Raw genomic sequence first — 23,405 nt, 5'->3', positions numbered from 1 at the left:
TGCAAACCTTTATTCGTGTCGGATCATGACGATCATTCGCGTTAAAGAAAACGAGCCGTTCGAAGTCGCCATGCGTCGCTTCAAGCGCACGATCGAGAAGAACGGTCTGCTGACCGAGCTTCGTGCGCGGGAATTCTTCGAAAAACCGACCGCCGAGCGCAAGCGCAAGAAGGCTGCAGCAGTGAAGCGTCATTACAAGCGGATTCGCAGCCAGACGCTGCCGAAGAAGCTGTACTGAACGATTGAGCGCCGCGCGGTTCACTGAGCGGCGCACCGGCGACCTCCGTGCGATCGGTGTCGATCAGGGGGCTGCGAGTCGCCGATGCCGGATTCGAGCAACCCGCTTGAGACATAGTCCCAAGCGGGTTTTTGTGTTGACGTCCATTCACGGGCGTCGAAGTCACGTTTCCATCCCGGGTGCAAGATGAGTTTGAAAGAGCAGATCAGCGAAGACATGAAGGCCGCGATGCGCGCGAAGGAAAGCGAGCGTCTGGCGACGGTTCGCCTGCTGCTGGCCGCGATCAAGCAGCGCGAGATCGACGATCAGGTGACCCTCGACGACGCGGGCATCACCGCCGTGATCGACAAGATGATCAAGCAGCGCAAGGACTCGATCAGCCAGTTCCAGGCCGCCGGCCGCGACGACCTCGTCGCGAAGGAGCAGGCCGAACTGACCGTACTGGGCGCCTACATGCCCGCGCAACTGTCGGACGCGGAAGTGGCCGCCGAAGTCCAGGCCGCGGTCGCGGCGACGGGCGCAGCCGGCCCGCAGGACATGGGCAAGGTGATGGGCGTGCTGAAGGGCAAGCTCGCCGGCCGTGCCGACATGACCGCTGTCTCCGCGCAGGTCAAGGCCGCGCTGTCGAAGTAAAACCCGCTTCCTGGCGCGGCGTGCGCCGGGGCATCGTATTGTCCTTTTTTCGCTCGATCCCACGGTGATTCCGCATTCGTTCCTGCAGGATTTACTGAACCGCGTCGATATCGTCGACGTGGTGGGCCGGTACGTGCAGCTCAAGAAGGGCGGCGCCAACTTCATGGGGCTGTGCCCGTTCCATAACGAGAAGAGCCCGTCGTTTACCGTCAGCCCGACCAAGCAGTTCTATCACTGCTTCGGCTGCGGCGCGCACGGCACGGCGATCGGCTTCCTGATGGAGCACGCGGGGCTGACGTTCCCGGAAGCCGTGCAGGAACTCGCGCAATCGGTCGGGCTGACCGTGCCGCACGAGCCGTCGATGCGCGGCGGCGGTGGCGGCGGCGGCGGCGGCGACTATCCGGCACCCGTGTCGAAATCGGTCGCGACGGCGCTGTCCGACGTGATGTCCGTTGCGTGCGACTACTATCGCAAGCAATTGCGCGGCGCGACCGTCGCTATTCAGTACCTGAAGAACCGGGGTCTGACCGGCGAGATCGCCGCGCGCTTCGGCCTCGGCTATGCGCCGGACGGCTGGCAGAACCTCGAAACCGCGTTCCCCGACTATCGCGACGAGTCGCTCGTCGAATCGGGGCTCGTGATCGTCAGCGAAAAAACCGACGCGCAAGGCGTCGCGCGACGCTACGACCGGTTCCGCGAGCGGATCATGTTCCCGATCCGCAACGTGAAGGGGCAGGTGATCGGGTTCGGCGGTCGCGTGCTCGGCAGCGGCGAGCCGAAGTACCTGAATTCGCCCGAAACACCGCTGTTCAACAAGGGCAGCGAGCTGTACGGGTTGTTCGAGGCGCGCCTCGCGATCCGCGAGCGCAAGTACGTGCTGGTCGTCGAGGGCTACATGGACGTCGTCGCGCTCGCGCAGCTCGGCTTCCCGAACGCGGTCGCGACGCTCGGCACGGCGTGTACGCCGATCCACGTGCAGAAGTTGCTGCGCCAGACCGATACGGTCATTTTCAGCTTCGACGGCGACTCGGCCGGCCGGCGTGCGGCGCGTCGCGCGCTCGAGGCGTGCCTGCCGCATGCGGCGGACAACCGGACGATCCGATTCCTTTTCCTGCCGTCCGAACATGATCCGGACAGCTACGTACGCGAATTCGGCGCGGAAGCGTTCTCCGAGCAGGTCGAACGCGCGATGCCGCTGTCGCAATTTCTGTTGAACGAAGCAATTGCCGGCAAGGCGCTCGATCAGCCCGAAGGTCGCGCGAAGGCGCTGTTCGACGCGAAGCCGCTGCTGCAGGCGCTGCCTGCTAACGCGTTGCGCGCGCAGATCATGCACATGTTCGCCGACCGTCTCGATATCCCGTTCGAGGAAGTCGCGGCGCTGTCGGATGTCGATGCACGCATTGCCGCGCCGGCGCGCCACGCGCCCCCGCGCAGCGAGCGGCGACGCGTGACGGACAGCGAAAAGCGGGCGTTGCGTACGCTCGTGATGCATCCGCGGATCGCGTCGCAGCTCGACGACGAGCAACTTGCGACCCTGCGCGCGCTGCCGCGCATCGGCGAGCTGTTCGCCGAGGTCGTCGAGCATGCGCGTGCACTCGGCGACGGCGCGGAGTTCCGGCTGCTGTCTGACGTGCTGCGCACCTCCTCGAACGGGGCGACTTACGAGGAAATCTTCCGCGAAATTCTGGACTATGATGAAAACGTCCGCGACTTGCTGTTACAGAATTCGGAGGACGAGACGGTGCCCGAGCGGCAGCGCGAACAGGAGCGGATCGCGGGCGAGGAGCTGCAGGCCGCGGTGCTCAAGATGCGTTACGACGCATGCTGCGACCGGCTCGATCGGCTGGCGCGGCAATCCACCTTCACACCCGAGGAACTGGCCGAATTAACGGAATTGAACCAGCAGCGAACCGACATGAAGCGTCGGCTCGGGCTGTAGGCGGCCGGGGCGCCAGGAGAGGGCTCCCCAGCGTGCTATAATATAAGGTTTCCAGCGGTTTGTTTTCCAAGCAGAGGCGAGAATCGCGATGGCAAAGACGACAGGCGGAAAGAAAGCAACGGGCAAGGGCTCGACGGAGCCGACCACGAAGGTCACTGCGGCCAAGTCTGCTTCTTCCACCAGGACAACGTCTTCGGCCACGTCAGCCCCTGCGGGAAAGAAAACCGCGGCCGGCACTGCTCAGGCTGCGCCGGCGTCGGCAGCCAGAACACGGGCTGCCGCCAGACCCGACTCCGGGCCGGCCAAGCCGGCGGCGAAGCGGGCAAGTGCGAAAAGCGCAAGGGACACGACTGCCGCCGCGGACGAAACGGCAGTACGTACTACTCATGCACCCACGGTTCAACCGGCTGTCGTCCAGCAGCCGCGAGTCGATATAGCCGGTACGGCGAACTCCATGACCAAAAAGCTGAACGAAGTATCCGTCGATGACGACGCAAATCAGAGCGACGAGCAGCCCGCACCCGCGGCTGCTCCGGGCAAATCCAAGGTGCGCGATCGTCGCGCCAAGGAAAAGGCGCTGCTGAAGGAAGCGTTCGCGACGAGCACGCCCGGCACGGCCGAGGAGCTCGAAGAGCGCCGCGTGAAGCTGCGCGCGCTGATCAAGCTCGGCAAGGAGCGCGGCTTCCTCACGTATGCCGAAATCAACGACCACCTGCCGGACAACTTCACCGAGACAGAAGCCCTCGAGGGCATCATCGGTACGTTCAACGACATGGGCGTGGCCGTATACGAGCAGGCACCGGACGCGGAAACGCTGCTCCTGAACGACAACGCGCCGGCCGCGTCGTCGGACGATGAAGTCGAGGAAGAAGCGGAAGTCGCGCTGTCGACCGTCGATTCGGAATTCGGTCGCACGACCGATCCGGTCCGGATGTACATGCGCGAGATGGGCACGGTCGAGCTGCTCACGCGCGAAGGCGAAATCGAGATCGCGAAGCGGATCGAGGACGGCCTGCGCCACATGGTGATGGCAATTTCCGCGTGCCCGACGACGATCGCCGACATCCTCGCGATGGCCGAGCGCGTCGCGAACGAAGAGATCCGCGTCGACGAACTCGTCGATGGCCTGCTCGATCCGAATGCTTCGGACTCCGCCGATACGGACGGTTTCTCCGCGAAGGAAGCCGAAGCGATCGAGAACGAGGACGAGGAAGCCGAAGAGGAAGAGGAAGAAGAGGAAGAGGAGGAGGACGACGGTGCCGCACAGGCGTCGGCCAACGCCGCCCAGCTCGAAGCCCTCAAGCGTGCATCGCTCGAAAAGTTCTCGCAGATCAGCGAGTGGTTCGACAAGATGCGCCGCGCGTTCGAGAAGGAAGGCTACAAGTCGAAGGCCTACCTGAAGGCGCAGGAAACGATCCAGACCGAGTTGATGACGATCCGCTTCACCGCGCGTACCGTCGAGCGTCTGTGCGACACGTTGCGTGCGCAAGTGGATGAAGTGCGTCAGGTCGAACGTCAGATCCTGCACATCGTCGTCGACAAGTGCGGCATGCCGCGTTCGGAATTCATCGCGCGCTTCCCGGGCAGCGAGACGGATCTCGACTGGGCCGAGAAGATCACGGCCGAAGGCCATTCGTACAGCGCGGTCCTGGCGCGCAACATCCCGGCGATCCGCGAACAGCAGCAGCGCCTGCTCGACCTGCAGGCGCGTGTCGTGCTGCCGCTGAAGGACCTGAAGGAAACCAACCGCCAGATGGCGGCCGGCGAACTGAAGGCGCGTCAGGCAAAGCGTGAAATGACCGAGGCGAACCTGCGTCTCGTGATCTCGATCGCGAAGAAGTACACGAACCGTGGCCTGCAGTTCCTCGACCTGATCCAGGAAGGCAACATCGGCCTGATGAAGGCGGTGGACAAGTTCGAATACCGTCGTGGCTACAAGTTCTCGACCTATGCGACGTGGTGGATCCGTCAGGCCATCACGCGTTCGATCGCGGACCAGGCGCGCACGATCCGTATTCCGGTTCACATGATCGAGACGATCAACAAGATGAACCGCATCTCGCGGCAGATCCTGCAGGAAACCGGTCTCGAGCCGGATCCGGCAACGCTCGCCGAGAAGATGGAGATGCCGGAAGACAAGATCCGCAAGATCATGAAGATCGCGAAGGAGCCGATCTCGATGGAAACGCCGATCGGTGACGACGACGATTCCCATCTCGGCGACTTCATCGAGGACAACAACACGGTCGCGCCGGCGGATGCCGCGCTGCATGCAAGCATGCGCGACGTCGTGAAGGACGTGCTCGATTCGCTGACACCGCGTGAGGCGAAGGTGCTGCGGATGCGCTTCGGTATCGAGATGAGCACCGATCACACGCTCGAGGAAGTCGGCAAGCAGTTCGACGTCACGCGTGAGCGGATCCGTCAGATCGAGGCCAAGGCGCTGCGCAAGCTGCGTCACCCGAGCCGTTCCGACAAGCTGAAGTCGTTCCTCGAAGGGAACTGATTTCCAGCGTCTCACTTGCGAACGCCGCCGGTATCCACGTGATGCCGGTGGCGTTTGTCTCCTCTGTCGTCTTTGTTGTTACAATGCCGGCCCGGCTTCGTTGCCGGGGCGACAGGTAGCACGCCTTGCTTCTCATCTGGGCCCCTAGCTCATGCTTGGTTAGAGCAGCGAACTCATAATTCGTTGGTGCCGGGTTCGACTCCCGGGGGGCCCACCAAATACCCTCAGAAAGCTCCTTCGGGAGCTTTTTTTACGCCCGTTATGTCTGGTAGTTTCAAATGCCAGGTCTATGAGAAAGCTAGGCTATGATTGTGAATATCGACATGCTCGCGCTTCTGTCACGGGCGAAACCTATCGGCCTAAGGGCATGGACGGATTCGGTTGATATCAGCCTACTCTGCGAGGATTTGAGATCAAGATAGGAAAAGGGCTGGCCTAGCTCGAAGACTGGAACGAAGACGATGGCGAAAAATAAAATCTCTGGAGGGGTGATGTCTGATTCGTCGAACAACGCAGGAGTGCAGCAGGAAGACCTCTTCTATGAAGATCGCTTTCTTGAAAGCTGGGCAGGTGCAATTATCACCAATCCCAGCACGGCCATTGTCGAGCTCGTTGCCAACTGCTGGGATGCCTATGCCACTGAGGTCAAAATAAGCTGGCCCGATCCGAAGAGCAACAAGCAGTTCTCCATCTCGGACAACGGCAAGGGCATGACGAAGGCCGAGTTCGATTACATTTGGCGTGCGATGTCCTATGACCGCATCGCGAAGGGGGGTGCCACAACTGCGCCGCCAGTAGGCTTAGAAGGTCTTCCTCGCTTCGTCTTCGGCAAGAATGGCAAGGGCCGATTTGCCAGCTTTTGCCTTACCAAGAACTATCAGATCACCTCGATAAAAGACGGCCAAAAGTTCGTCTACAAAGTCAGCAGGACACCCAATAAACCGCTAATCACTGAACTCGTGGAGTTCGTTGAGAAGGACGTGGAGGGGCATGGAACGACCATCACAGGTGAAGGTGAAATCCGTCAGATCAACCTCTCCGTGGAGCAGGCTAGAGAGCTTCTTGGTGGGCGGTTCCTCGCCAATCCGTCCTTCAAGGTCATCCTGAATGGGGCGCCGATTTCGTTTGCCGATATCAGCAAGTCATCCCTGTCCATTGTCGACGTTGATGTGCCACGCTACGGCACGGTAAAGATCTACCACATTGATTCGCGTAAGGCCGACAAGACCACCAAACAGCATGGGATCGCGTGGTGGGTGACGAATCGCGCAGTGGGTGACTGCAAGTGGCGCGGGACAGATGTGGAGCGCATTCTTGATGGCCGAACCGAGAAGGCCAAGCGCTTTACCTTCATTGTGCAGGCTGATTTTCTGAACAAGGAAAATGCAGTCAAGGAGGATTGGTCCGGCTTCCATGACAATAACGAGGCATGGCTGAAGACTAGGCCAATCGTTCAAGACAAGATCAAGGAAATCATTTCCAACACGAGTTATGCCGAACGCGAGGGGAAGCGGATCGCGGTTCTGGAGCGTGTTGGTGAGTCGGTTAATCTTCTTCCGCTACTGAGCAAAGAGCGAGTCACCACCTTCGTCAATGAGGTTGTGGATACATGCCCGAACTTTGGAGAGCAGGAAGTCGTTCAGCTAACCTCCATTCTGGCGAAGCTGGAGAAGAGCAAATCGCAGTATGGCTTGCTGGAGATCTTGCACAACCAAGATCCGAACGACTTGGACGCCCTTCATGAAGTGCTGAGCCAATGGACCATTGGCATGGCGAAGGTGGTGCTCGACGAGATCCAAGGGCGATTGAAGGTCATCAACGAACTGCGGATCAAGATTCAGGTGGCAGGCATTGACGAGGTCAAGGAGCTTCAACCTCTGTTTGCCAAGGGTCTTTGGATGTTTGGCGACAAGTTTGAATCAATTCACTTCACGTCCAACAAAGGGATGACGACGGTCATCCGCGAGCTATTTGATGGCAAGGCGGAGAAGGCTTCGCTGAACCGTCCCGACTTTGTCATTCGTGGCGACGGCAGCACAGGCTTCTATTCCCTTCCGTCTTACAACGAAGATCACGAAGAGGTCGGCGTTGGCCATCTTGTAATCGTTGATCTGAAGACCACCAAGCTTTCGCTAGGCTCGAAGGAAAAAGAACAGATTTGGAAGTACGTGAAGGAGCTGAAGAAGAAAGGTTACATTCAGCCTGAGACACGGGTAGATGGCTTCGTTCTTGGTGATCAGATTGAAAGTGGAGAAGGTGGGACCCGCACCGAAGACAATGACAAGGTCAAAATTCAGCCCTTGCTCTACAGCATTATTCTGAGCAGAGCCGAACAACGATTGCTCAAGCTCTATGAACAGGTAAGGGAGGCACCGTTTCTTTTGGAGCAACAGGACGAGCTAAATAAGTTCGTTGAACCTGTCGCTGTCGCACAACCGTCGCTTGCCGAGACGGCGGGTGCGAAATGAACCAGAACGTCAATTGGATCACGTCTCCTTTGTCACCGTGAACAGTGAAGGTTGAACCCGCGTAGTTCAGTGGGATGCGCCCCGTCTCCAGCGCTCGGAAGATTCGAGAGAGAGTAGTCTTCCCAGAGTAGTTACGTCCGTAAAGGATGTTCAGGCGCTTGAAGTCCTGGACAGTGTTGCCACTGTCACGCAGGCTTTTCTTCCAGTTCAAGCCACTGAAGCTGCCGAAACTGGCAATGTCGATCTGAGTGATAGTCATCAGAACTCTTCCTGTAGGGGCTGTTTTCGTCATCAGGAGATTAGGGCGCTTAAGTCTCAGCTTACAACGAAATCGAATGGGTACGAGGAGGTTCGGCTAGGCTACGCCAGATTGGCAAACAATGGCTTGGAGCAGTGGACTTCAGTGTACGAACTCGCAAAAACTCGTTCTTCTTCGGAGGGACGAAAATAAGGCTCAAGTATGGCTGGCGGGCCTCAGCAGGATGCAACGCGATAAAGCGAAGGGCCATGGACAGAGGCCCTTTGCTGAGAGCAGTGGATTCTTTGTTGTCTGGTCAAAGGCTACACCTAGGCTACACGAGAAGCGTTATCTCAATAAAAACAGCAACTTGGCGAGCGTAAGTGCCTGATTTGCAAGGGGCTAAAATTCGACCAGCAAGCTCATAATTCGTTGGTGCCGGGTTCGACTCCCGGGGGGCCCACCAGATTCTCTTCCAGATTATCCAGGGAAGTTGTGCCGTTAAGCATGAGTCGGCCACTCCACCCATCACATTCTGACGAACGGCGACGCCATACCGCGGATCCATGCCGTCCCCATCGGCGCACACATTAGCGTGCGGATTTAGCGGCAACCTGCTTCTCAAGCGCCTCGTGCGCACGCATCGCGCTATCGGCGTCCACGCGGTCAGCCAAGACTTGTCCGAGTTGGCGCAGTTGGCTTTCCGTGAGGCCGACATTCATGCTGATGCGCATGTGCGCTTGTAATTGCGGCCCCACTCCGGGCATGGCAGCCAACATTGCGACGGTTGCGATTTCGCGGCTCTGCCAATCGAGATTGTCGCGTTCGAAGATGTCGCCGAACAGGTGAGTCTTAAGGTATTCGTCAATCGCCGGCGCGAAGTCGAACAGTGGCCCCTTGACCGCGCCACCCGCCAGCTTGGTCTGATTGGCGGTGCCTGCGGAAAGTAGCGCGTCCCCGGTCGGGATCGGACGACTGGGCGCGTGACCCGGTGCATCCTGGGTACCACGCTGCCTGCGCGTCTCAAGCACCTTCATCAACTCTCCAAGCGCGTTGAGGCTGCGCGGGAAGCCGGCGTACGCGTAGAGCTGCACCAGGACTTCCCGCGCGTCGGTGACGGTCAAGCCGGCGTCCAGCCCTTGATTCAACGCGCCATTCAGTCTGGCAAGATCGCCTTTCGCGGCGAATGCCGCGATCGGGACGATGGCCTGCTGGCGAGTCGACAGTGTTTCCGATGCGATCGATGTGCTTGTCACTTGGTGAGACTCCTGAGTAGTGGGAGCTGCGTGGCATCCTGCCACCAGCAATCCCAAAGACATAATCAAAGCAATGGCCCCATGGCGCCGAATGATTGACCTACCGGGCGTTGTATTGCTCATCCGTCACTTTCTCCATCCACTCGACGTTCTTGCCATCCACCGTGCCTGTGACAGCGAGGTGCGTCATCGCGTTGGCGCGAGCCGCGCCGTGCCAGTGTTTGACACCCGGCGGGCACCACACGACATCACCGGGATGGAGCTCGCGGATGGGTTTTCCCCATTCCTGCGTATATCCGACGCCGGAAACGACGACGAAGTACTGCCCCTTCGGGTGGGTGTGCCAAGCCGAGCGCGCACCAGGCTCGAACGTCACCAAACCGCCCGATGCGTTGATGTCTCCGTTGGCCGGCCAAACCGGATCAATCCGTACCTTGCCGGTGAAGTAAGCCGCGGGGCCCGCTATCGAAGGCTGGCTGCCCGGGTGCATGATCTGTTGAGCTGCTGCCGATGCCGGCGCCGTTTGTGGCTCGGCAGCATCAGTTGCGGCAACATGACATGCTGCGACGTAAAGGATCGCTTTCAGGAGCGACGAGACTTTCATCTATTTCAATCCCTTCGTTCAGCGTGCGGTGTAGCCGCCATCGACCGGCAGTGCGACGCCAACCACGAAGGTGGAGCCGGGACTACATAGCCACAGAACGGCATCGGCGATCTCCTGCGCCGTGCCGAGTCGGCCAATCGGTACATCCTTCATCATTTCATTCATGACCGCCGCTTCCCCCTTCAGCATATCGGCGACCATTGGCGTTTCCACGATACCGGGACAGATAGAATTGATTCGGATTCCTTGAGATGCGTATTCGAGACCCGCGCTCTTCGTGAGTCCAAGCAGCCCGTGCTTTGTCGCGTGGTAAGCCGCTCGCCCCGGCACACCGACCAAGCCACCGAGAGACGAATTGTTGACGATCGCGCCATTGCCTTGCGAGCGCATCTGGATCAGCTCGTATTTCATGCATAGCCAAACGCCGCGCAGGTTGATCGCGTTGATGCGGTCGAACACCTCGCTCGAGACGTCTGCAGTTTCGACGGCCGGACTTTGAATGCCGGCATTGTTGAACGCGGCATCCAGGCGCCCAAACGTCTTCACCGTTTGCTCGACGAGCGACTTGACGTAGGCTTCGTCGGAAATGTCGCCGGCCAGGCCGATCACGCGATGGCCCGCCGCCGCAAGTTCTTGCGTCGCGGCATCGAGAACGTCGGCCCTGATGTCCGCGAGGGCGACTGAGGCGCCAGCGTTGGCGAATGCGCGTGCAGCCGCCAGGCCCATGCCGGAAGCGGCACCCGTCACGAGTGCCACCTGGCCGCTGAAGTCGTAGGTGATGGTCATAGTGGTTTTCCGAGATGTGTGGAACAGGTATTGAGCGTATCGGCAGAGATAGTCGTCGCCGCTCGCGGTGCTGATGCTGACAAGGCATGCATGCCGCTGGCGCCGGATAGCCGGAGCAGCAGACACAACACTGTCGGCGTCATCGGGCAGGACCCGTAAAACTCATCAACGCCCAACTTGGCCGCCGGCCGAGTCACACGGGATCAGTGAACTTTATTGCTTACGAGACTGGTTCGGTAGACCGTGGAATCGGCATACTCATGTGAATCTCTTTCATTAATGTTGAAAGAGAACCTCAGCGACGTGAGCGCAGGTTCGCGAGGGCTGCGGCTCGACGAGGTCCATCGCGCTCAGCACTGAGCCATGCGATGCTCGGTTTGGAAGCCCGCTTGCGCGTACGACTGCTCACGCGCCGGACGCGTAGCGTCATCAGCACGGACGCCGGCATACGACTGTCGAACGCGGTGGCCTATTGGTGTCGGTGCTTGAGGACTGGTGGCCGCTATTTACGAACGATCACCTGTATTACGCCAGTCGCCGGCAATTGCCTCCGGCGCTCGTATTGGCGATCGACACACTGCGCTGGCGCGAGAGACGGCCACGGGGACTGAAGTCACCCAGACGCGCCGGGCAATCTGACGAGGCACGGTTCCCGTAATCGCCGACGCTTCCCGCATCAGGCAATTGACCGTAGCAGGAAGGTTGCCTCGGAATGGTCAATGGCAGTGAAGGCAACTGGCGCCAGAGAGAATCGGAAGGGCGCCAGCAGGTCAGTTTCAGGCGGGCATCGGCTCGCGGCCGAAGGCTTCGAGTTCGCGCGCCAGTGACTGCGCGGCCAGTTCAACCAGTGCGCGGCCTTTTTCGCGCGTGGCCAGGCCGGGATCGGAACCGATGCGTCCGTCGGGGAAGCGGGCGCGGAAGTCGAGGGCGTCGCGGATCGGGCCGGTATTCGCTATCGGCGGCGCGTAGTCGGCCGACTTGATCGAATCGGGGAAGGCCCACTGTGTAATCGCAATCTCGGACGGGGTGGCATGCGCGCCGTGGCCCGTCGGGAACTGCTCCCGCGCCAGTTCGCCCACGCCTTCAAGATCCCACCAGTTGCAAAGCTTCAGCGCGAAGCCCGCACGGCGACGCGCAAAGCTGGCTTCGGCATAAAGTTCGGAGAACGCAGCATCGATCGATGAGATGTTGCCGCCGTGACCATTGAGGAACAGGATTTTCTCGAAACCGTGTGCCACCAGCGAGCGGGTCCAGTCGCCGATCGCGGCAATGAATGTGGACGGGCGCAGCGAGATGGTGCCGGGAAAGCCAAGATGATGCTGGGCCATACCGATATTGAACGTGGGTCCCACGAGGATATCGGCGGATTTTTCGGCTTCACGCGCGATGATCTCGGGACACAGCCAATCCGTGCCAAGCAGTCCGGTGGGGCCGTGCTGTTCGTTGGAGCCGATCGGCACGACGATCGTGCGGCTGCGCGTGAGGAACTGCTCGATTTCGGACCAGGTGGAAAGATGTAGAAGCATGACGACTCCTTGTTACGACTTTGCGGGTAGCTTGTTGGCGAGAATGATCAGTGCGGCGATGATCGGCAGCGTGGCCAGGATCAGCATGCCGAGGTGAAGGTTGCCGGTGGCTGTCTTCGCCCATCCGATGATGGCCGGGCCCCAGAAGCCGCCTGAAAGCCCGATCGTGTTGATCAGCGCGATGCCGCCTGCTGCCCCGGGGCCCTTGATGTATTCGGAGGGCATGGCCCAGAACACCGTGTAGGTCATCCACAGTGCGCAGGTGCCGAGCGTGAGCAGCACCAGCGATGCGGCGAGATTGCCGTCGACGAGGGTGGACGCGGCCAGCAGCAGGCCCCCGATGGTTGCGGGCACCGCGCTATGGAAACGGCGTTCGCCCGCCCGGTCGGACCGGCGCCCCATGTAGTACATGCCGAACGCCGCTGCAATATAGGGGAGGGCCGAGTACCAGCCGAGTTGTACGGTGTCGCTCACGCCCTGGGCCTTGATGAGGGTCGGCAGCCAGAAGCTGATCGCATAGATGGCGGCGATGATGCAGAAGTACGCGAAGGCCAGCACATAGACCCGGACGTCACGCGCCACGGCGAGGAAAGAATGATTGTGCCCCGCCGCGGATCCGATCTCGCTCGCGAGCAGGCGCTTTTCGTCCTCGGTCAGCCACGCCGCATCGGCCGGCCGGTTCGGCACGAAGAACAGGGCGAGCACGCCGAGCAGGATACAAGGCAGGCCCTCGACCAGGAACATCCATTGCCAGCCGGCCAGTCCGCCGGCGCCGGACAGCGCTGTGATCAGCCACGCCGATACCGGTCCACCGACAATGCCGCCGAGCGGGCCGGCAAGGAACACGACGGCGATGGCGCGCGCCATGCGCTGCGGGCCATACCAGCACGACAGGTAGTAGATCATGCCCGGCGCAAAGCCCGCTTCGAAGATGCCGAGCACGAAGCGCATCGCGTAGAACATCGGCACGTTACGCACGAACAGCATGCAGGCCGAGGTAATGCCCCACAGCACCAGGATGCGGCTGAAGGTCTTGCGCGCGCCGATGCGCGGCAACATCAGGTTACTGGGTATCTCGAACAGTACGTAGCCGATGAAGAAGATTCCGGCGCCCACGCCGTACGCGGCATCGGAGAAGCCGAGGTCGCTTTGCATCTGGAGCTTCGCAAAGCCGATGTTGACGCGGTCGAGGTAGGCGAACAGGTAGCAGCTCAGCAGGAACGGCAGTAGCCGCCAGTTGATCTTGCTGTAGAGGTTTGAGGTGTCGCCTACCGCACTTTCGCTCGGGATTGCCAGCATGCCAGTCTCCAATGTCGTACGTGGTACCGCCCTGATGCATCGGATAGTGGCAGCGCGACGTGCAATCACCAACAGCAACCATGTCCACACTTCGTTGCCTACTGGGCAACGCATCTGGTATGGTGGGCGTCTGGCGATAGTGGCGGTAATCATCGGACGGATGGTTCGACATGCGTGAAATCAATCAGCAGCGGCTGCGCTACTTCCGCGCAGTGCTCGAGCAAGGGACCATCCGCGGCGCCGCCGAGAGCCTGAACACCTCGCCGTCGGTGATTACCCGGCAGATCCGGCTGCTCGAGGACGAACTGGGCGCGACGCTGTTCGAGCGGCAGGCGCGCGGCGTCAGGCCGACCGAAGCCGCTGCGCACCTGCTCGAGTTCTGGCGCGGCTACCGCTCCCATCAGGAGCGGCTCGAGGATCAGCTCCACGCGCTCAAGGGCCTGAAGCAGGGGCAGGTTCAACTGGTCCTGAGCGAAGGCTATGTGGATGCGCTGGTCAACGAGGTGCTGGCGCCATTCTGTGCGCAGTACCCGTTGCTCGACATCGGAATGGAGATCCTCGGAGTGGATCAGGTGCTGGAAGCCGTGGCGGAAAGCCGCGCGCATCTCGGGCTTGCGTTCAACCCGCCGCCGCACCCGCGTATCGAGTATCTGGCGAGTTCGTCGCAGGCGGTCGGCCTGCTGGTGCGGTCCGACCATCCGCTGGCATTGCGCGGCGGCCCGGCCAGCGTCGAGGACATGTTGTCGTGGCCGCTGGCCATGATGCCGGCATCGTTCGGTGTCGGGCATGCGGCCAAGATGCTCGAATTTGCCGAAAACATTACGATACGGCCGAAGCTGGTCACCAATTCACTCACGGCGCTCAAGCAGTTCGTCGCCTACGAAAACTACATGACGCTGATCGGCGGCGAATTCGCGGCGTATCGGGAGATCGCCGCCGGCACGCTCACGGTGGTGCCGATCGATCATCGGCTCTTCAAGGGCACCCAGGCGCGGTTGCTCGCGAAGGCAGGGCGGCCGTTACCGGCGGCCGCGCTCAAGCTCCTTGAACATATTTTGCGGGACATGCCGATGTTCGCGCGGGGCGGCGAGTAGAAGAATAAGCGGACAGGTCATGACTCAGTCGGTTGACGCTGCCCGGCTGGATTGCGATGCCGCAACGCTTCGCGGGTTTTTCTTTGTGCGCCGGCTGAATGTGTCGAACGTATTGAACACGTCCGCGCCGGCGCCGCCTGTCGTATCGCCGCCACCAGGAAAACACGGAGCGCGTGCGGTCCCGATATCAATCGAAGTATGCTGTAGCGCGACCTGCGCGCGCGATCGGGATTCGTCGAGCACGCGAACCGCAGACCAGCGCCGCGCTCCGTCCGGCAGCCATAACAAACACACACCGACTTCGCCCGACAGTGGGGCGACCATCATGATCATGCTGCGTTCGTGGGTTGCGATTCTCTCGTTGCTGATGCTTGCCGCGTGCGCCAGCCTGCCGCCGCAGGTCGATCGCGAGCCGACGCATGCATATACCGACACCGCAAACACGCGCCTCGGCATCGCGTTCAGCCAGCAGGCCGCCGCGCATCCGGGGCAGGACGCGTTTCATCTGCTGCGTGATCCCGTCGACGCACTCGATGCCCGCGTGCTGCTCGCCGATCGCGCGGACCGCTCGCTCGACCTGCAGTACTACATCTGGCACGACGACCTGACCGGCCACGAACTCGCCGACGCGATCATCCGCGCGGCCGATCGCGGCGTACGCGTGCGCGTGCTGCTCGACGATCTCGGAACGAATGCGGACGATCGCAAGCTGCTCGAGATCGGCTCGCATCCGAACATCGAGATCCGGCTATTCAATCCGGTCGCGACGCGCCACTTCAAGAAGATCGGCACGGTGTTCGAGTTCTCGCGCGTCAACCGGCGCATGCACAACAAGGCGATGATCGCGGACAACCAGGCGGCGATCGTCGGCGGCCGCAATATCGGCGACGAGTACTTCGGTGCGTCGTCGATGCTGGAATTCGGCGACCTCGACGTGGTCGTGCACGGTCCCGTCGTGAATGACATCTCGACCGAGTTCGACACGTTCTGGAATTCGCCGTATGCGTTTTCGGTCAATGCGCTGGTCGGGCATGACGCCGCGCCGGGCGGCCTCGATCGCGAGCGCGAACGGCTGCGCGATTACCTGCGCGCGATGGAGGACGATCCGTACGTGCTCGAGGCGCACCAGCGGCTCGACCAGATCGTGCATGGCCAGGGCACGGAGTTGTCATGGGGTCGCGCGACGGTCCTGTACGACGATCCGGCGAAGATCGCGCGAGCCCCGACGGACAGCGAAGGACACCTGATGCCGCAACTGCGCGCGCTCGCGTTGCGGCCCGAGCGTGAACTGCTGATCGTGTCGCCGTATTTCGTGCCGGGCAAGGACATGGTCGAGCGGCTGCGTGCGCTCACGGCGCGCGGCGTGCGCGTGACGATCCTGACCAACTCGCTCGCGTCGACCGACGTCGCGGCCGTGCATGCGGGTTACCGGCGCTATCGGCGGGAGCTGGTCGAGGCCGGCGTGCGGCTTTACGAGCGGCGGCCGTCCGGCGACACGAGCATCTCGAAGCAGGTCATCATCGGTTCTTCACGTGCGTCGCTGCATGCGAAGACCTATGTGTTCGATCGCAAGAGCATCTTCATCGGTTCGATGAATCTCGACCCGCGCTCGCTGAACCTCAATACCGAGATCGGCGTGTATTGCGAAAGTCCGGCCATTGCGTCCGACGTCGCGACGGACCTGGAGCCGCGGCTCGATCAAATCGCATGGCGGGTCGAATCGAGGACCGATCCGTCCGGCAACGGGCAGCTCAAGTGGATTCAGACCGACGCGGACGGAAAGGCGATCGAGCTCGACCACGAACCGGAAGTGTCGGCGGCGCGGCGCATGGAAGTGTGGTTTCTCGGCTTGTTTCCGATCGAATCGCAGCTGTGATCGCGCTTGCGCTTGCCCGCGACAACGGCGGGCCGCGTATCCGCACGCACATCGTCGATCCGGACGCGACGCCCGGATCGCCGCGCACAGGTTCCGGGCGGGCTTTCGAAATCATCCGCGCCCGGAACCGCACCGCTCAGCGCACGATCAGCGCGCGAAATCCGACGTGCTCTGGATGAACGTGTTCAGCTTCGAGATGTTCACGCTGCCGAAGCCCGTCGTCGCGTCCCAGCCGGCCTTTGCGTTGTAGCCGTACGATCCGCTGCCGTTGTTGCCGGACGTCACGTCGTGGAGCACGGCCGCGTTGCTCGGAAAGTACTTGTAGATGCTCGACGCCGGGAAGCCGAGCGCGTTGTTGTTCGCCGATTGCAGCCGCGCCCAGATGCCGGTGAAGATCGGCGCGGCGAGGCTCGTGCCGCCTTCGTTGTTCAGGTAGCCCGAGCCCCACAGCGTGTCGGACGTCTGGCCGTTCACCACCAGGATCGCGCCGGTGCGCAGGTCGGCGTCGAAGCCGACGTCCGGCAGCGCGCGCTTGGTCGACCCGGTGACGCTCGACGATTGCCACGACGGCGCGGCTTCATACTTGCTGTAGCCGCCGCCCGTCGACCACACGGTGCCCTGCTGCCAGCTCGGATCGTTCCACACGATTTCGCTGTTGTACGCGTTGGTCGACGTATTGGTGAACAGCGTCGTGCCGCCCACCGCGATCACGTAAGGCGACGTCGCGGGTTCGCTCACCGTGTAGGTCGAGCGCGATGGCTTACCGCTCGCGCATTCGTATGCGCCGTGGTCGCCCGCCGACACCGAAAAGGTCTGCCCCTGCGCGACGGCCTGCTTGAAGATGGTGTCGTCGGTCGCCTGCGAGCCGGTGCTGTACGCGGACGATTCGCACACGCCGAGCGACACGTTGATGACCTTCGCGACGTTGTCGCTCACCGCCTTGTTGTACGCGGCGGTGATCGCCGTGAGCGTCATCGACGGCGCCACGTAGAACACGACCTGCTTCACGCTGCCGCCGGCAGTGCCGACGATCGACTGGCTGTCGAGGTTCCATTCGACGGTGCCGGATGTATCGGTGTACGAACTGCCTGACGGCCCTGTGTGGACGACGCTGCTGCCGATCGTGCCGAGGCCGTTGTTCGCGGCGAACGTGTTGAGGTCGCTGACCGTCTGCGACAGGTCGCCTTCGGAGATGATGCCGACCGTGGTCTGCGAGGCCGTCGGCGTACCGTCGCCGCCATAAAGCGACGAGAACTCGGTCGGATTGTGCGGCACCGCGGATGCGCCGGCGGGAATCGTCAGGTTGCTGGTGTTGCCTTGCGGCTTGCTGCCCGCGCCGGTATGCATGAGCTCGACGTTCTGCAGGCCGAGCACGGCGCCGACGATGCCGCCAATCGCGTTCGGCACCTGCGCGGCGTCGGTGTTCGCGTAGACGCTGCGGCCGTTGTGCGTGAAGCGCTTGAGCGTCGTGCGGAACGCCGACTTGATCGTTGCCGCGGTGCCGGATGCCGACACGAGCAGGCGGTTCGGCGCGACCACGACGTTGACGAAGCCGGCCTTGCGCAGGTGCTCGACGACGGAGGCAACCTGCTGGTCGGTCGGCGCGTACTGCGCGGCGAACCGCGCCGGCGTGAGGAACTGCTTGTAGTGCGGCGAGCCGGGCGTATGCAGGTCGCGCAGGTACTGGTCGAGTTGCGCTTCGTTGCGCAGGTTCAAACCGAGCACGATGTCCACCGATTCGCCGGGCGCCATCTCGGTGGCAGTTGCCGCAGCGGCGGCGGTGCTGGCGGCCGGTGCGCCGGCGGTACTGCTGCTTTCACCTTGCTGGACGAGCGGCAGGAATCCCTTGGTGCGCGTTTCCGTCCAGCCGGCGGCCGGTGCGGCATGGACGGCCGTCATGCCGAACGAAGCGGCTGCCGCGGCGGCGAACGCGAGCTTGACGATGCGGATGTGCTTTTGTTTCTTGTCTGCAACCTGATTCATTTTGAATTACCCCTCCGGTTGAACATCGAACGGCATGAACAACAACAGTCGACGGCGGCGCGGATCGTGTGCCGCCGATATCCGTCGCGCTCGCGCGGATGGCGCGAGCACGACGGGGCCTTTCGCCCGAGCCGGAAAGGTGGTGGCCTCCGGGAGCGAAATGCTTGAATGCCAGGTAGTGGTGGCGCTGCGCTGCGTTGCGGGTCGGCCGCGCGAGCAGGCTTGATGCAGGCGGGATCGCTAGAGCAACAGTTTCGGTATCCTGCTCATTCGGTTCGGTCCTTCGGCCCGCTGCCGGACGGCAGCTGCCCAATGAAATGCATCGGGATGTTGCATGCGCCGACGGATGAGAGGCGATCGGCGGCGAGAACTTCGGTGCAGCGGAAGCGAAATGCGTCGAGCGGAATCGAGTGCGTGGTTTGCAATGTGTCAGATTGCTTGCATCGGACGGTATCAAGAACGAAAGTTCGGTGTCAAACTTTTTCTGATTATATGAAACAAAATTAAATGAATTAAGCTGAAATGCTTTTGAAAAGATCGGGGGTATTTTGTAATTTTCGAAACCCGATTTGGTTGTAATCGCAACTTCATCGGGCGGATCATTCTCGGTTCGAATCGTAATGGACGAACCGTTGTGGAAGAAACATTCGAATCGTCGGTGCCGGCGCCATCAACGAACTTTGCCGGGCGAGCGCCCGGCGCATGTCACCCCGCGTTCGTCTGCCACCCGAGCCCGAGGCTCTTCTGCAGCGATACGTAATCCTTGATGAGTTCGGCCTTTCCAGCGATCACGTTCTGCTGCGCGGCCAGCGCCTCGCGCTGCGTATCAAGCAGATCGATCGTCGATGCGACGCCCGCGCGATAGCGCTGGTCCATCAACGTGGCCGAATGCGTGGCCGACGTCTGCACCTTGGTGAGCGCGACCACGTGTTCGCGCTGGTGTCCGTAGCGCTGCAGCGCCGTGTTCGCGTCCTGCAATGCGCCCAGCACGGCTTTCCGGTAATTCGCCTCCGCTTCGTCGCGCGACGCTTCGGCCGCCCGTACCGCGCCGCGCGTGCGGCCGAAGTCGAGAATGTTCCATTGCAGATACGGCGCACCGACCCACGTGAAGTTCTGCTTGCGGAACAGGTGGCCGGGGTCCGTCGCGCTGAAGCCGAGATCGCCGAGCAGCGTCACCTTCGGGAAATAGTCGGCGATGTGCTCGCCGATCTGCGCATTGCTCGACGCGAGCCGACGCTCGGCCGCGCGGATGTCGGGCCGCTGCTTGAGCAGCGCGGCCGGATCGCCGACCGGCACGCTGCCGGGCAGCATCGGCAGCGTACTCGATGCCGACAGCGCGGCATCGAGCGCGCCGGGCGCGCGTCCGGTCAGGATCGCGAGCCGGTCGAGCGACTCCGTCACCTGCGCATCGAGCGGGATCAACGACGCGCGCGTGTTTTCGACCTGCGTGGTCAGGCGTTCGATGTCCACATCGGCCGCGACGCCGCGCGCGCGGCGCTGCTGCGTGAGTTCGAGCATCCGTTGTTGCAGTTCGGCCGTGCGCTGCGACAGCGCGAGCCGTTGCTGCTGGTCGCGCAGGTCGACGTACGCGGTCGCCACTTCGGCCGCGATCGACACCTGCGTGTCGGCGAGGTCGGCGTCGACGGCTTCCGCCTGCGCGGACGCGGCTTCGACCGCGCGGCGCGTGCCGCCGAACAGATCGATTTCCCAGGTCGCGTCGAAGCCGGCCGAATAGAGCTGCAGCGGGCCCGAGCCGCCCAGCGACGGCGATGAACCGCCCGACTGGTTCGAGTTGCCGGACGGCAGCAGCGAGCCGAGCGCGCTGACGTCCGGTTCGCGCGCACGGATCGCGGCGACGGTGGCCGACGATTTCGGCAACTGCGCGGCGCGCTGTTGCGACAGCTGCGCGCGCGACGCGCGCAACCGGGCCTGCGCGGCCTGCAGATCGGGGTTGTGCGCGAGCGCGGCAGCGATCAGGTCGTCGAGCTGGCGATCGCCGAGCGCATGCCACCACGCACTCGGCGCGGGCGCGGTGGAGTCGACGCCGGTGGTGGGCGCACGCACGAAGGTCGGCGCGTCGGGTGCCGCGGGTGCGCCGCGGTAGTCGGGGCCGACGGTACAGCCGGCGAGCAGGCAAGCGGCTGCGCACAGCGTGAGCGCAGGGCGGCGGGGCAGGGAGAAGGGCTTCATCGTGTAAGACGGTTCAATGGCCGGACGACATCGGCTGCGGACCGCGCGGCGTCTTCAGCAGCAGCGCGAGCGGCACGCACGCGAGCAGCGCGAGACCCAGCAGGTAGAAGGTTTCGGAATAGGTCATCACGATGGCCTGGATCTGGATCTGCTGCGCGAGCTGACCGAGCGCGCGCAGATGCGAATACGCGAGGTCGCCGGTGTTCGCGAACCAGTTCGCCGCGTAGGCAGACAACCGTTCCTGCCCGATCAGCGAATTGGCGCTGACCGATTCGCGCAGCGCGGCCGCATGGAAGGTCGTGCGCCGGTCGATCACGGTGCCGATGATCGCGAGCCCGATCGAGCCGCCGAGGTTGCGCGCCATGTTGTAGAGCCCGGCCGCGTCGCCCGAGTCCTCGCGCGCGACGGCGGCCATCGACGCCTGGTTCAGCGGCATCATCGCGAGCATCTGGGCGACGCCGCGAATCAACTGCGACCACACGAAATCATGGCCGACGCTCTGCGCGGTCAGGCCGATGTCGAGCATGCAGCTCAGGCAGAACAGCAGCAGCCCCGAGATCACGAGAACGCGGAAGTCGACCTTGCCGAGCAGGCGCGGCAGGATCGGCATCACGAGAAACGCGGGCAGCCCCGACAGCAGCATGATCGCGCCCGCCTGCTCGGCGTTGTAGCCCGCGACGATCGCGAGGAACTGCGGCAGCAGGTACGACACGCCGTACAGCCCGGCGCCCACCGCGGACACGATCACGATCACGCTCGCATAGCGCGGATTGCGCATCAGCGACAGGCGCATGATCGGCCGCTGCGCGAACCGCTGCGACAACGCGATCAGGATCATGCCGGCGAGCGACACGCAGCTGAGCGTGACGATCATCTGCGACTCGAACCAGCGTTCGCGCTGGCCTTCCTCGAGCACGACGGTCAGCGAGCTCAGCCCGATCGCGAGGCCCGCGATCCCGAGCCAGTCGGCGTTGAAGAACGTGTTCCATTGCGGACGGTCGGACGGCAGCCCGAACACCAGCAGCGCCATCAGCAGCAGGCACACCGGCAGGTTCAGGAAGAAGCACCAACTCCAGCTGACGTTCTCCGCGAGCCAGCCGCCGAGCACGGGGCCGAACAGCGGGCCGAGCAGCACGATCAGCCCGAACAGCGTCATCCCCACCGGCAACTGCGACAGCGGCAGCCGCGTGCGGATGATGGTTTGCGCGGTGGGGATCAGCGCGCCGCCCGTGAAGCCCTGGCCGATGCGACCGGCGATCATCATCGCAAGCGAATTCGACCAGCCGCACATCATCGAGAACGCGATGAACAGCGCGGCATTCGTCAGCAGGAAGTTGCGCAGCCCGAACACGCGCGTGAGCCACGCGGCGAGCGGGATCATCACGATTTCCGACATCAGGTAGCCGGTCGAGATCCACGTGCCCTCGGTGCCGGTCGCGCCGATTTCGCCCTGGATCTGCGGCAGCGCGGAGTTCGTGATCGAGATGTCGAGCGTCGCCATCAGCGCGCCGAGCGCGCCGGCGGCGACCGCGATCCAGTCGGTGATGCTCGCGCGGCCTTCGTGCGGCGGCGCGGGCGGGGTGGCGGCGGTATCAGCCATGGCGGTTCTCGTTGTCGTCCGGGCGCGTGTCGACGTCGACGGTCACGGACAGCCCCGGCACCAGCATGCGTGGCGTGTGCGCGTTCGCGGCGAGGCGGATGCGCACCGGCACGCGCTGCACGATCTTCGTGAAGTTGCCGGTCGCGTTTTCGGGCGGCAGCAGCGCGAATTGCGCGCCGGTGCCCGGTGCGAAGCTGTCGACGGTGCCGCTGAGCGTGTCGTCCGGCAGCGCGTCGACGTGCAGCTCGACAGGCTGGCCGATGCGCATCCGGCCGATCTGCGTTTCCTTGAAGTTCGCGACGAGGTAGATCGCGTCCACCGGCACGACGGTCAGCAGGCGCGTGCCGGGCTGCACGTACTGGCCGACGCGCACCGTGCGGTCGCCGACGCGGCCGTCGAGCGTGCTGCGCACGATCGTGTTGTCGAGGTCGAGCCGTGCCTGCGCGGCGCTGGCCTGCGCGGCTTCGAGCTGCGCGCGCGCCTGCTGCAACTGCGCGGTAAACGACGCGATCTGCGTGCGGGCGGCGGCGATCGACGCAGTGTTCGCGGCGAGCGTCGCGGCGGCCTGGTCGCGCGTGCTCTTCAGGTCGGCCACGCGCTCGTGCGTCTCGGCGCCGGTCGCCGCGAGCGGCGCGTAGCGTGCGTATTCGTCGCTCGCGTGCCGTGCGTTGATCTGCGCCACCTTCGCCTGCGCTTCGGCCTGCTCGAGGTTCGCGCGCTGCTGGCTGATGTCGGCTTCCGCGCGCGCGATGTCGGCGCGGCGCGCGTCGACGGTCGCGGTCGACTGCGCGAGCGCCACCTGGTACTGGCGGACGTCGAGCCGCACGAGCGGGTCGCCGGCCTTGACCACCTGGTTGTCGCGCACGTAGACGTCGGTCACGTAACCGGCGACCTTCGGCGCGGCCGTCATGTTGTCGGCCTGCAGATAGGCGTCGTCGGTGCTTTCGATGAAGCGGCCGACCGTCCACCAGCGGCCGAGCGCCACGGCGCCGCCGATGGCCGCGACCACGGCGACGGCGATCAGGATGTGCCGCCGCCTCGAACCGACGTTGCGTGGCGATGCGGTTCCCTGACGATTTTCTTTCAGTGACGGGGGTTGCGACGTCGACATGAGGTCATCCAATTTATTCCAGGCGGACGAATTATTCCAGTCGGTAAAAATCTGTCAA

The 23,405-nt window shown here is 62.9% G+C and carries 17 protein-coding genes, 1 tRNA gene and 2 pseudogenes; 9 read left to right on the top strand and 11 right to left on the bottom strand.

The features are described from left to right. Positions 1-25 precede the first annotated feature (25 nt). The 6 genes from rpsU to ABIC50_RS07205 all read left to right on the top strand — a co-directional run bounded on the left by rpsU (position 26) and on the right by ABIC50_RS07205 (position 7,784). Positions 26-238: a 30S ribosomal protein S21 gene (gene rpsU / locus ABIC50_RS07230; RefSeq protein ID WP_006751743.1), complete on the top strand. Its 213-nt coding sequence runs from the start codon at positions 26-28 to the stop codon at positions 236-238. 186 nt (positions 239-424) lie between these two features. Beyond that, positions 425-871, top strand: coding sequence for a GatB/YqeY domain-containing protein (locus ABIC50_RS07225; protein ID WP_006751744.1), 447 nt, complete (start codon positions 425-427; stop codon positions 869-871). 64 nt (positions 872-935) lie between these two features. Then, positions 936-2,810, top strand: a complete 1,875-nt coding sequence (gene dnaG, locus ABIC50_RS07220) for a DNA primase (protein WP_354162674.1) — start codon at positions 936-938, stop codon at positions 2,808-2,810. An 88-nt stretch (positions 2,811-2,898) separates the two neighbouring features. Beyond that, complete coding sequence (gene rpoD, locus ABIC50_RS07215; protein ID WP_105831367.1) at positions 2,899-5,316, top strand: RNA polymerase sigma factor RpoD; 2,418 nt, start codon at positions 2,899-2,901, stop codon at positions 5,314-5,316. Between the two features lie 138 nt (positions 5,317-5,454). Beyond that, positions 5,455-5,533, top strand: a tRNA-Ile gene (locus ABIC50_RS07210). A 244-nt stretch (positions 5,534-5,777) separates the two neighbouring features. Then, the gene (locus tag ABIC50_RS07205; protein WP_354162671.1) at positions 5,778-7,784 is read left to right on the top strand and encodes an ATP-binding protein; all 2,007 of its coding nucleotides are present in this window, start codon (positions 5,778-5,780) and stop codon (positions 7,782-7,784) included. 40 nt (positions 7,785-7,824) lie between these two features. On the opposite strand, the pseudogene ABIC50_RS07200 reads toward ABIC50_RS07205, so the two are convergent. The 4 genes and pseudogenes from ABIC50_RS07200 to ABIC50_RS07185 form a co-directional block, all read right to left on the bottom strand. Continuing rightward, positions 7,825-8,043: pseudogene (locus tag ABIC50_RS07200) on the bottom strand (AAA family ATPase); the annotation flags it as partial. Positions 8,044-8,612: 569 nt separating this feature from the next. Beyond that, entirely contained in the window at positions 8,613-9,278 is a 666-nt protein-coding gene (locus ABIC50_RS07195) for a carboxymuconolactone decarboxylase family protein (RefSeq protein WP_354162668.1), read from the bottom strand. Between the two features lie 100 nt (positions 9,279-9,378). Then, positions 9,379-9,882 carry a (R)-mandelonitrile lyase gene (locus ABIC50_RS07190; RefSeq protein ID WP_354162665.1) on the bottom strand — a complete coding sequence of 168 codons (504 nt, stop codon included), beginning with the start codon at positions 9,880-9,882 and terminating at the stop codon, positions 9,379-9,381. Positions 9,883-9,900: 18 nt separating this feature from the next. Then, on the bottom strand, positions 9,901-10,668 hold the full coding sequence (locus ABIC50_RS07185; RefSeq protein WP_354162662.1) for a glucose 1-dehydrogenase: 768 nt from the start codon (positions 10,666-10,668) through the stop codon (positions 9,901-9,903). A gap of 266 nt (positions 10,669-10,934) precedes the next feature. Between ABIC50_RS07185 and ABIC50_RS07180 the strand changes: the two are divergent. Next, positions 10,935-11,138, top strand: a pseudogene (locus ABIC50_RS07180) (LysR family transcriptional regulator); the annotation flags it as partial. Between the two features lie 306 nt (positions 11,139-11,444). On the opposite strand, the gene ABIC50_RS07175 reads toward ABIC50_RS07180, so the two are convergent. Continuing rightward, a complete protein-coding gene (locus ABIC50_RS07175; RefSeq protein ID WP_006751747.1) occupies positions 11,445-12,194 on the bottom strand; it encodes a creatininase family protein in 750 nt (249 codons plus the stop codon). Between the two features lie 12 nt (positions 12,195-12,206). Beyond that, positions 12,207-13,493, bottom strand: a complete 1,287-nt coding sequence (locus ABIC50_RS07170) for an MFS transporter (RefSeq protein ID WP_175655114.1) — start codon at positions 13,491-13,493, stop codon at positions 12,207-12,209. Positions 13,494-13,663: 170 nt separating this feature from the next. Between ABIC50_RS07170 and ABIC50_RS07165 the strand changes: the two genes are divergently transcribed. Continuing rightward, on the top strand, positions 13,664-14,587 hold the full coding sequence (locus tag ABIC50_RS07165; protein ID WP_354162659.1) for a LysR family transcriptional regulator: 924 nt from the start codon (positions 13,664-13,666) through the stop codon (positions 14,585-14,587). A 24-nt stretch (positions 14,588-14,611) separates the two neighbouring features. Here ABIC50_RS07165 and ABIC50_RS07160 read toward each other — a convergent pair whose 3' ends face one another. After that, positions 14,612-14,920, bottom strand: coding sequence for a hypothetical protein (locus ABIC50_RS07160; RefSeq protein WP_354162656.1), 309 nt, complete (start codon positions 14,918-14,920; stop codon positions 14,612-14,614). Here ABIC50_RS07160 and ABIC50_RS07155 point away from each other — a divergent pair. Further along, entirely contained in the window at positions 14,913-16,463 is a 1,551-nt protein-coding gene (locus ABIC50_RS07155) for a phospholipase D family protein (protein WP_354162653.1), read from the top strand. The two genes, ABIC50_RS07160 and ABIC50_RS07155, sit on opposite strands and share 8 nt — an antisense overlap. Before the next feature lie 147 nt (positions 16,464-16,610). Here ABIC50_RS07155 and ABIC50_RS07150 read toward each other — a convergent pair whose 3' ends face one another. From ABIC50_RS07150 to ABIC50_RS07135, 4 genes are all read right to left on the bottom strand, one after another. Beyond that, positions 16,611-18,446, bottom strand: coding sequence for a S53 family peptidase (locus ABIC50_RS07150; protein WP_354162650.1), 1,836 nt, complete (start codon positions 18,444-18,446; stop codon positions 16,611-16,613). Positions 18,447-19,151: 705 nt separating this feature from the next. After that, positions 19,152-20,636 carry an efflux transporter outer membrane subunit gene (locus ABIC50_RS07145; protein WP_354162647.1) on the bottom strand — a complete coding sequence of 495 codons (1,485 nt, stop codon included), beginning with the start codon at positions 20,634-20,636 and terminating at the stop codon, positions 19,152-19,154. Positions 20,637-20,649: 13 nt separating this feature from the next. Further along, positions 20,650-22,236, bottom strand: a complete 1,587-nt coding sequence (locus ABIC50_RS07140; protein WP_175738774.1) for a DHA2 family efflux MFS transporter permease subunit — start codon at positions 22,234-22,236, stop codon at positions 20,650-20,652. Continuing rightward, positions 22,229-23,347, bottom strand: coding sequence for an HlyD family secretion protein (locus ABIC50_RS07135; protein ID WP_354162644.1), 1,119 nt, complete (start codon positions 23,345-23,347; stop codon positions 22,229-22,231). The genes ABIC50_RS07140 and ABIC50_RS07135 overlap by 8 nt, the downstream gene beginning before the upstream one ends. Positions 23,348-23,405: the final 58 nt, after the last annotated feature.

Source organism: Burkholderia sp. 567, from assembly GCF_040545115.1.
Classification (GTDB): domain Bacteria; phylum Pseudomonadota; class Gammaproteobacteria; order Burkholderiales; family Burkholderiaceae; genus Burkholderia; species Burkholderia ambifaria.
The sequence above is the reverse complement of the archived record's forward strand: the minus strand, read 5'-3'. Positions and strand labels throughout refer to the sequence as shown.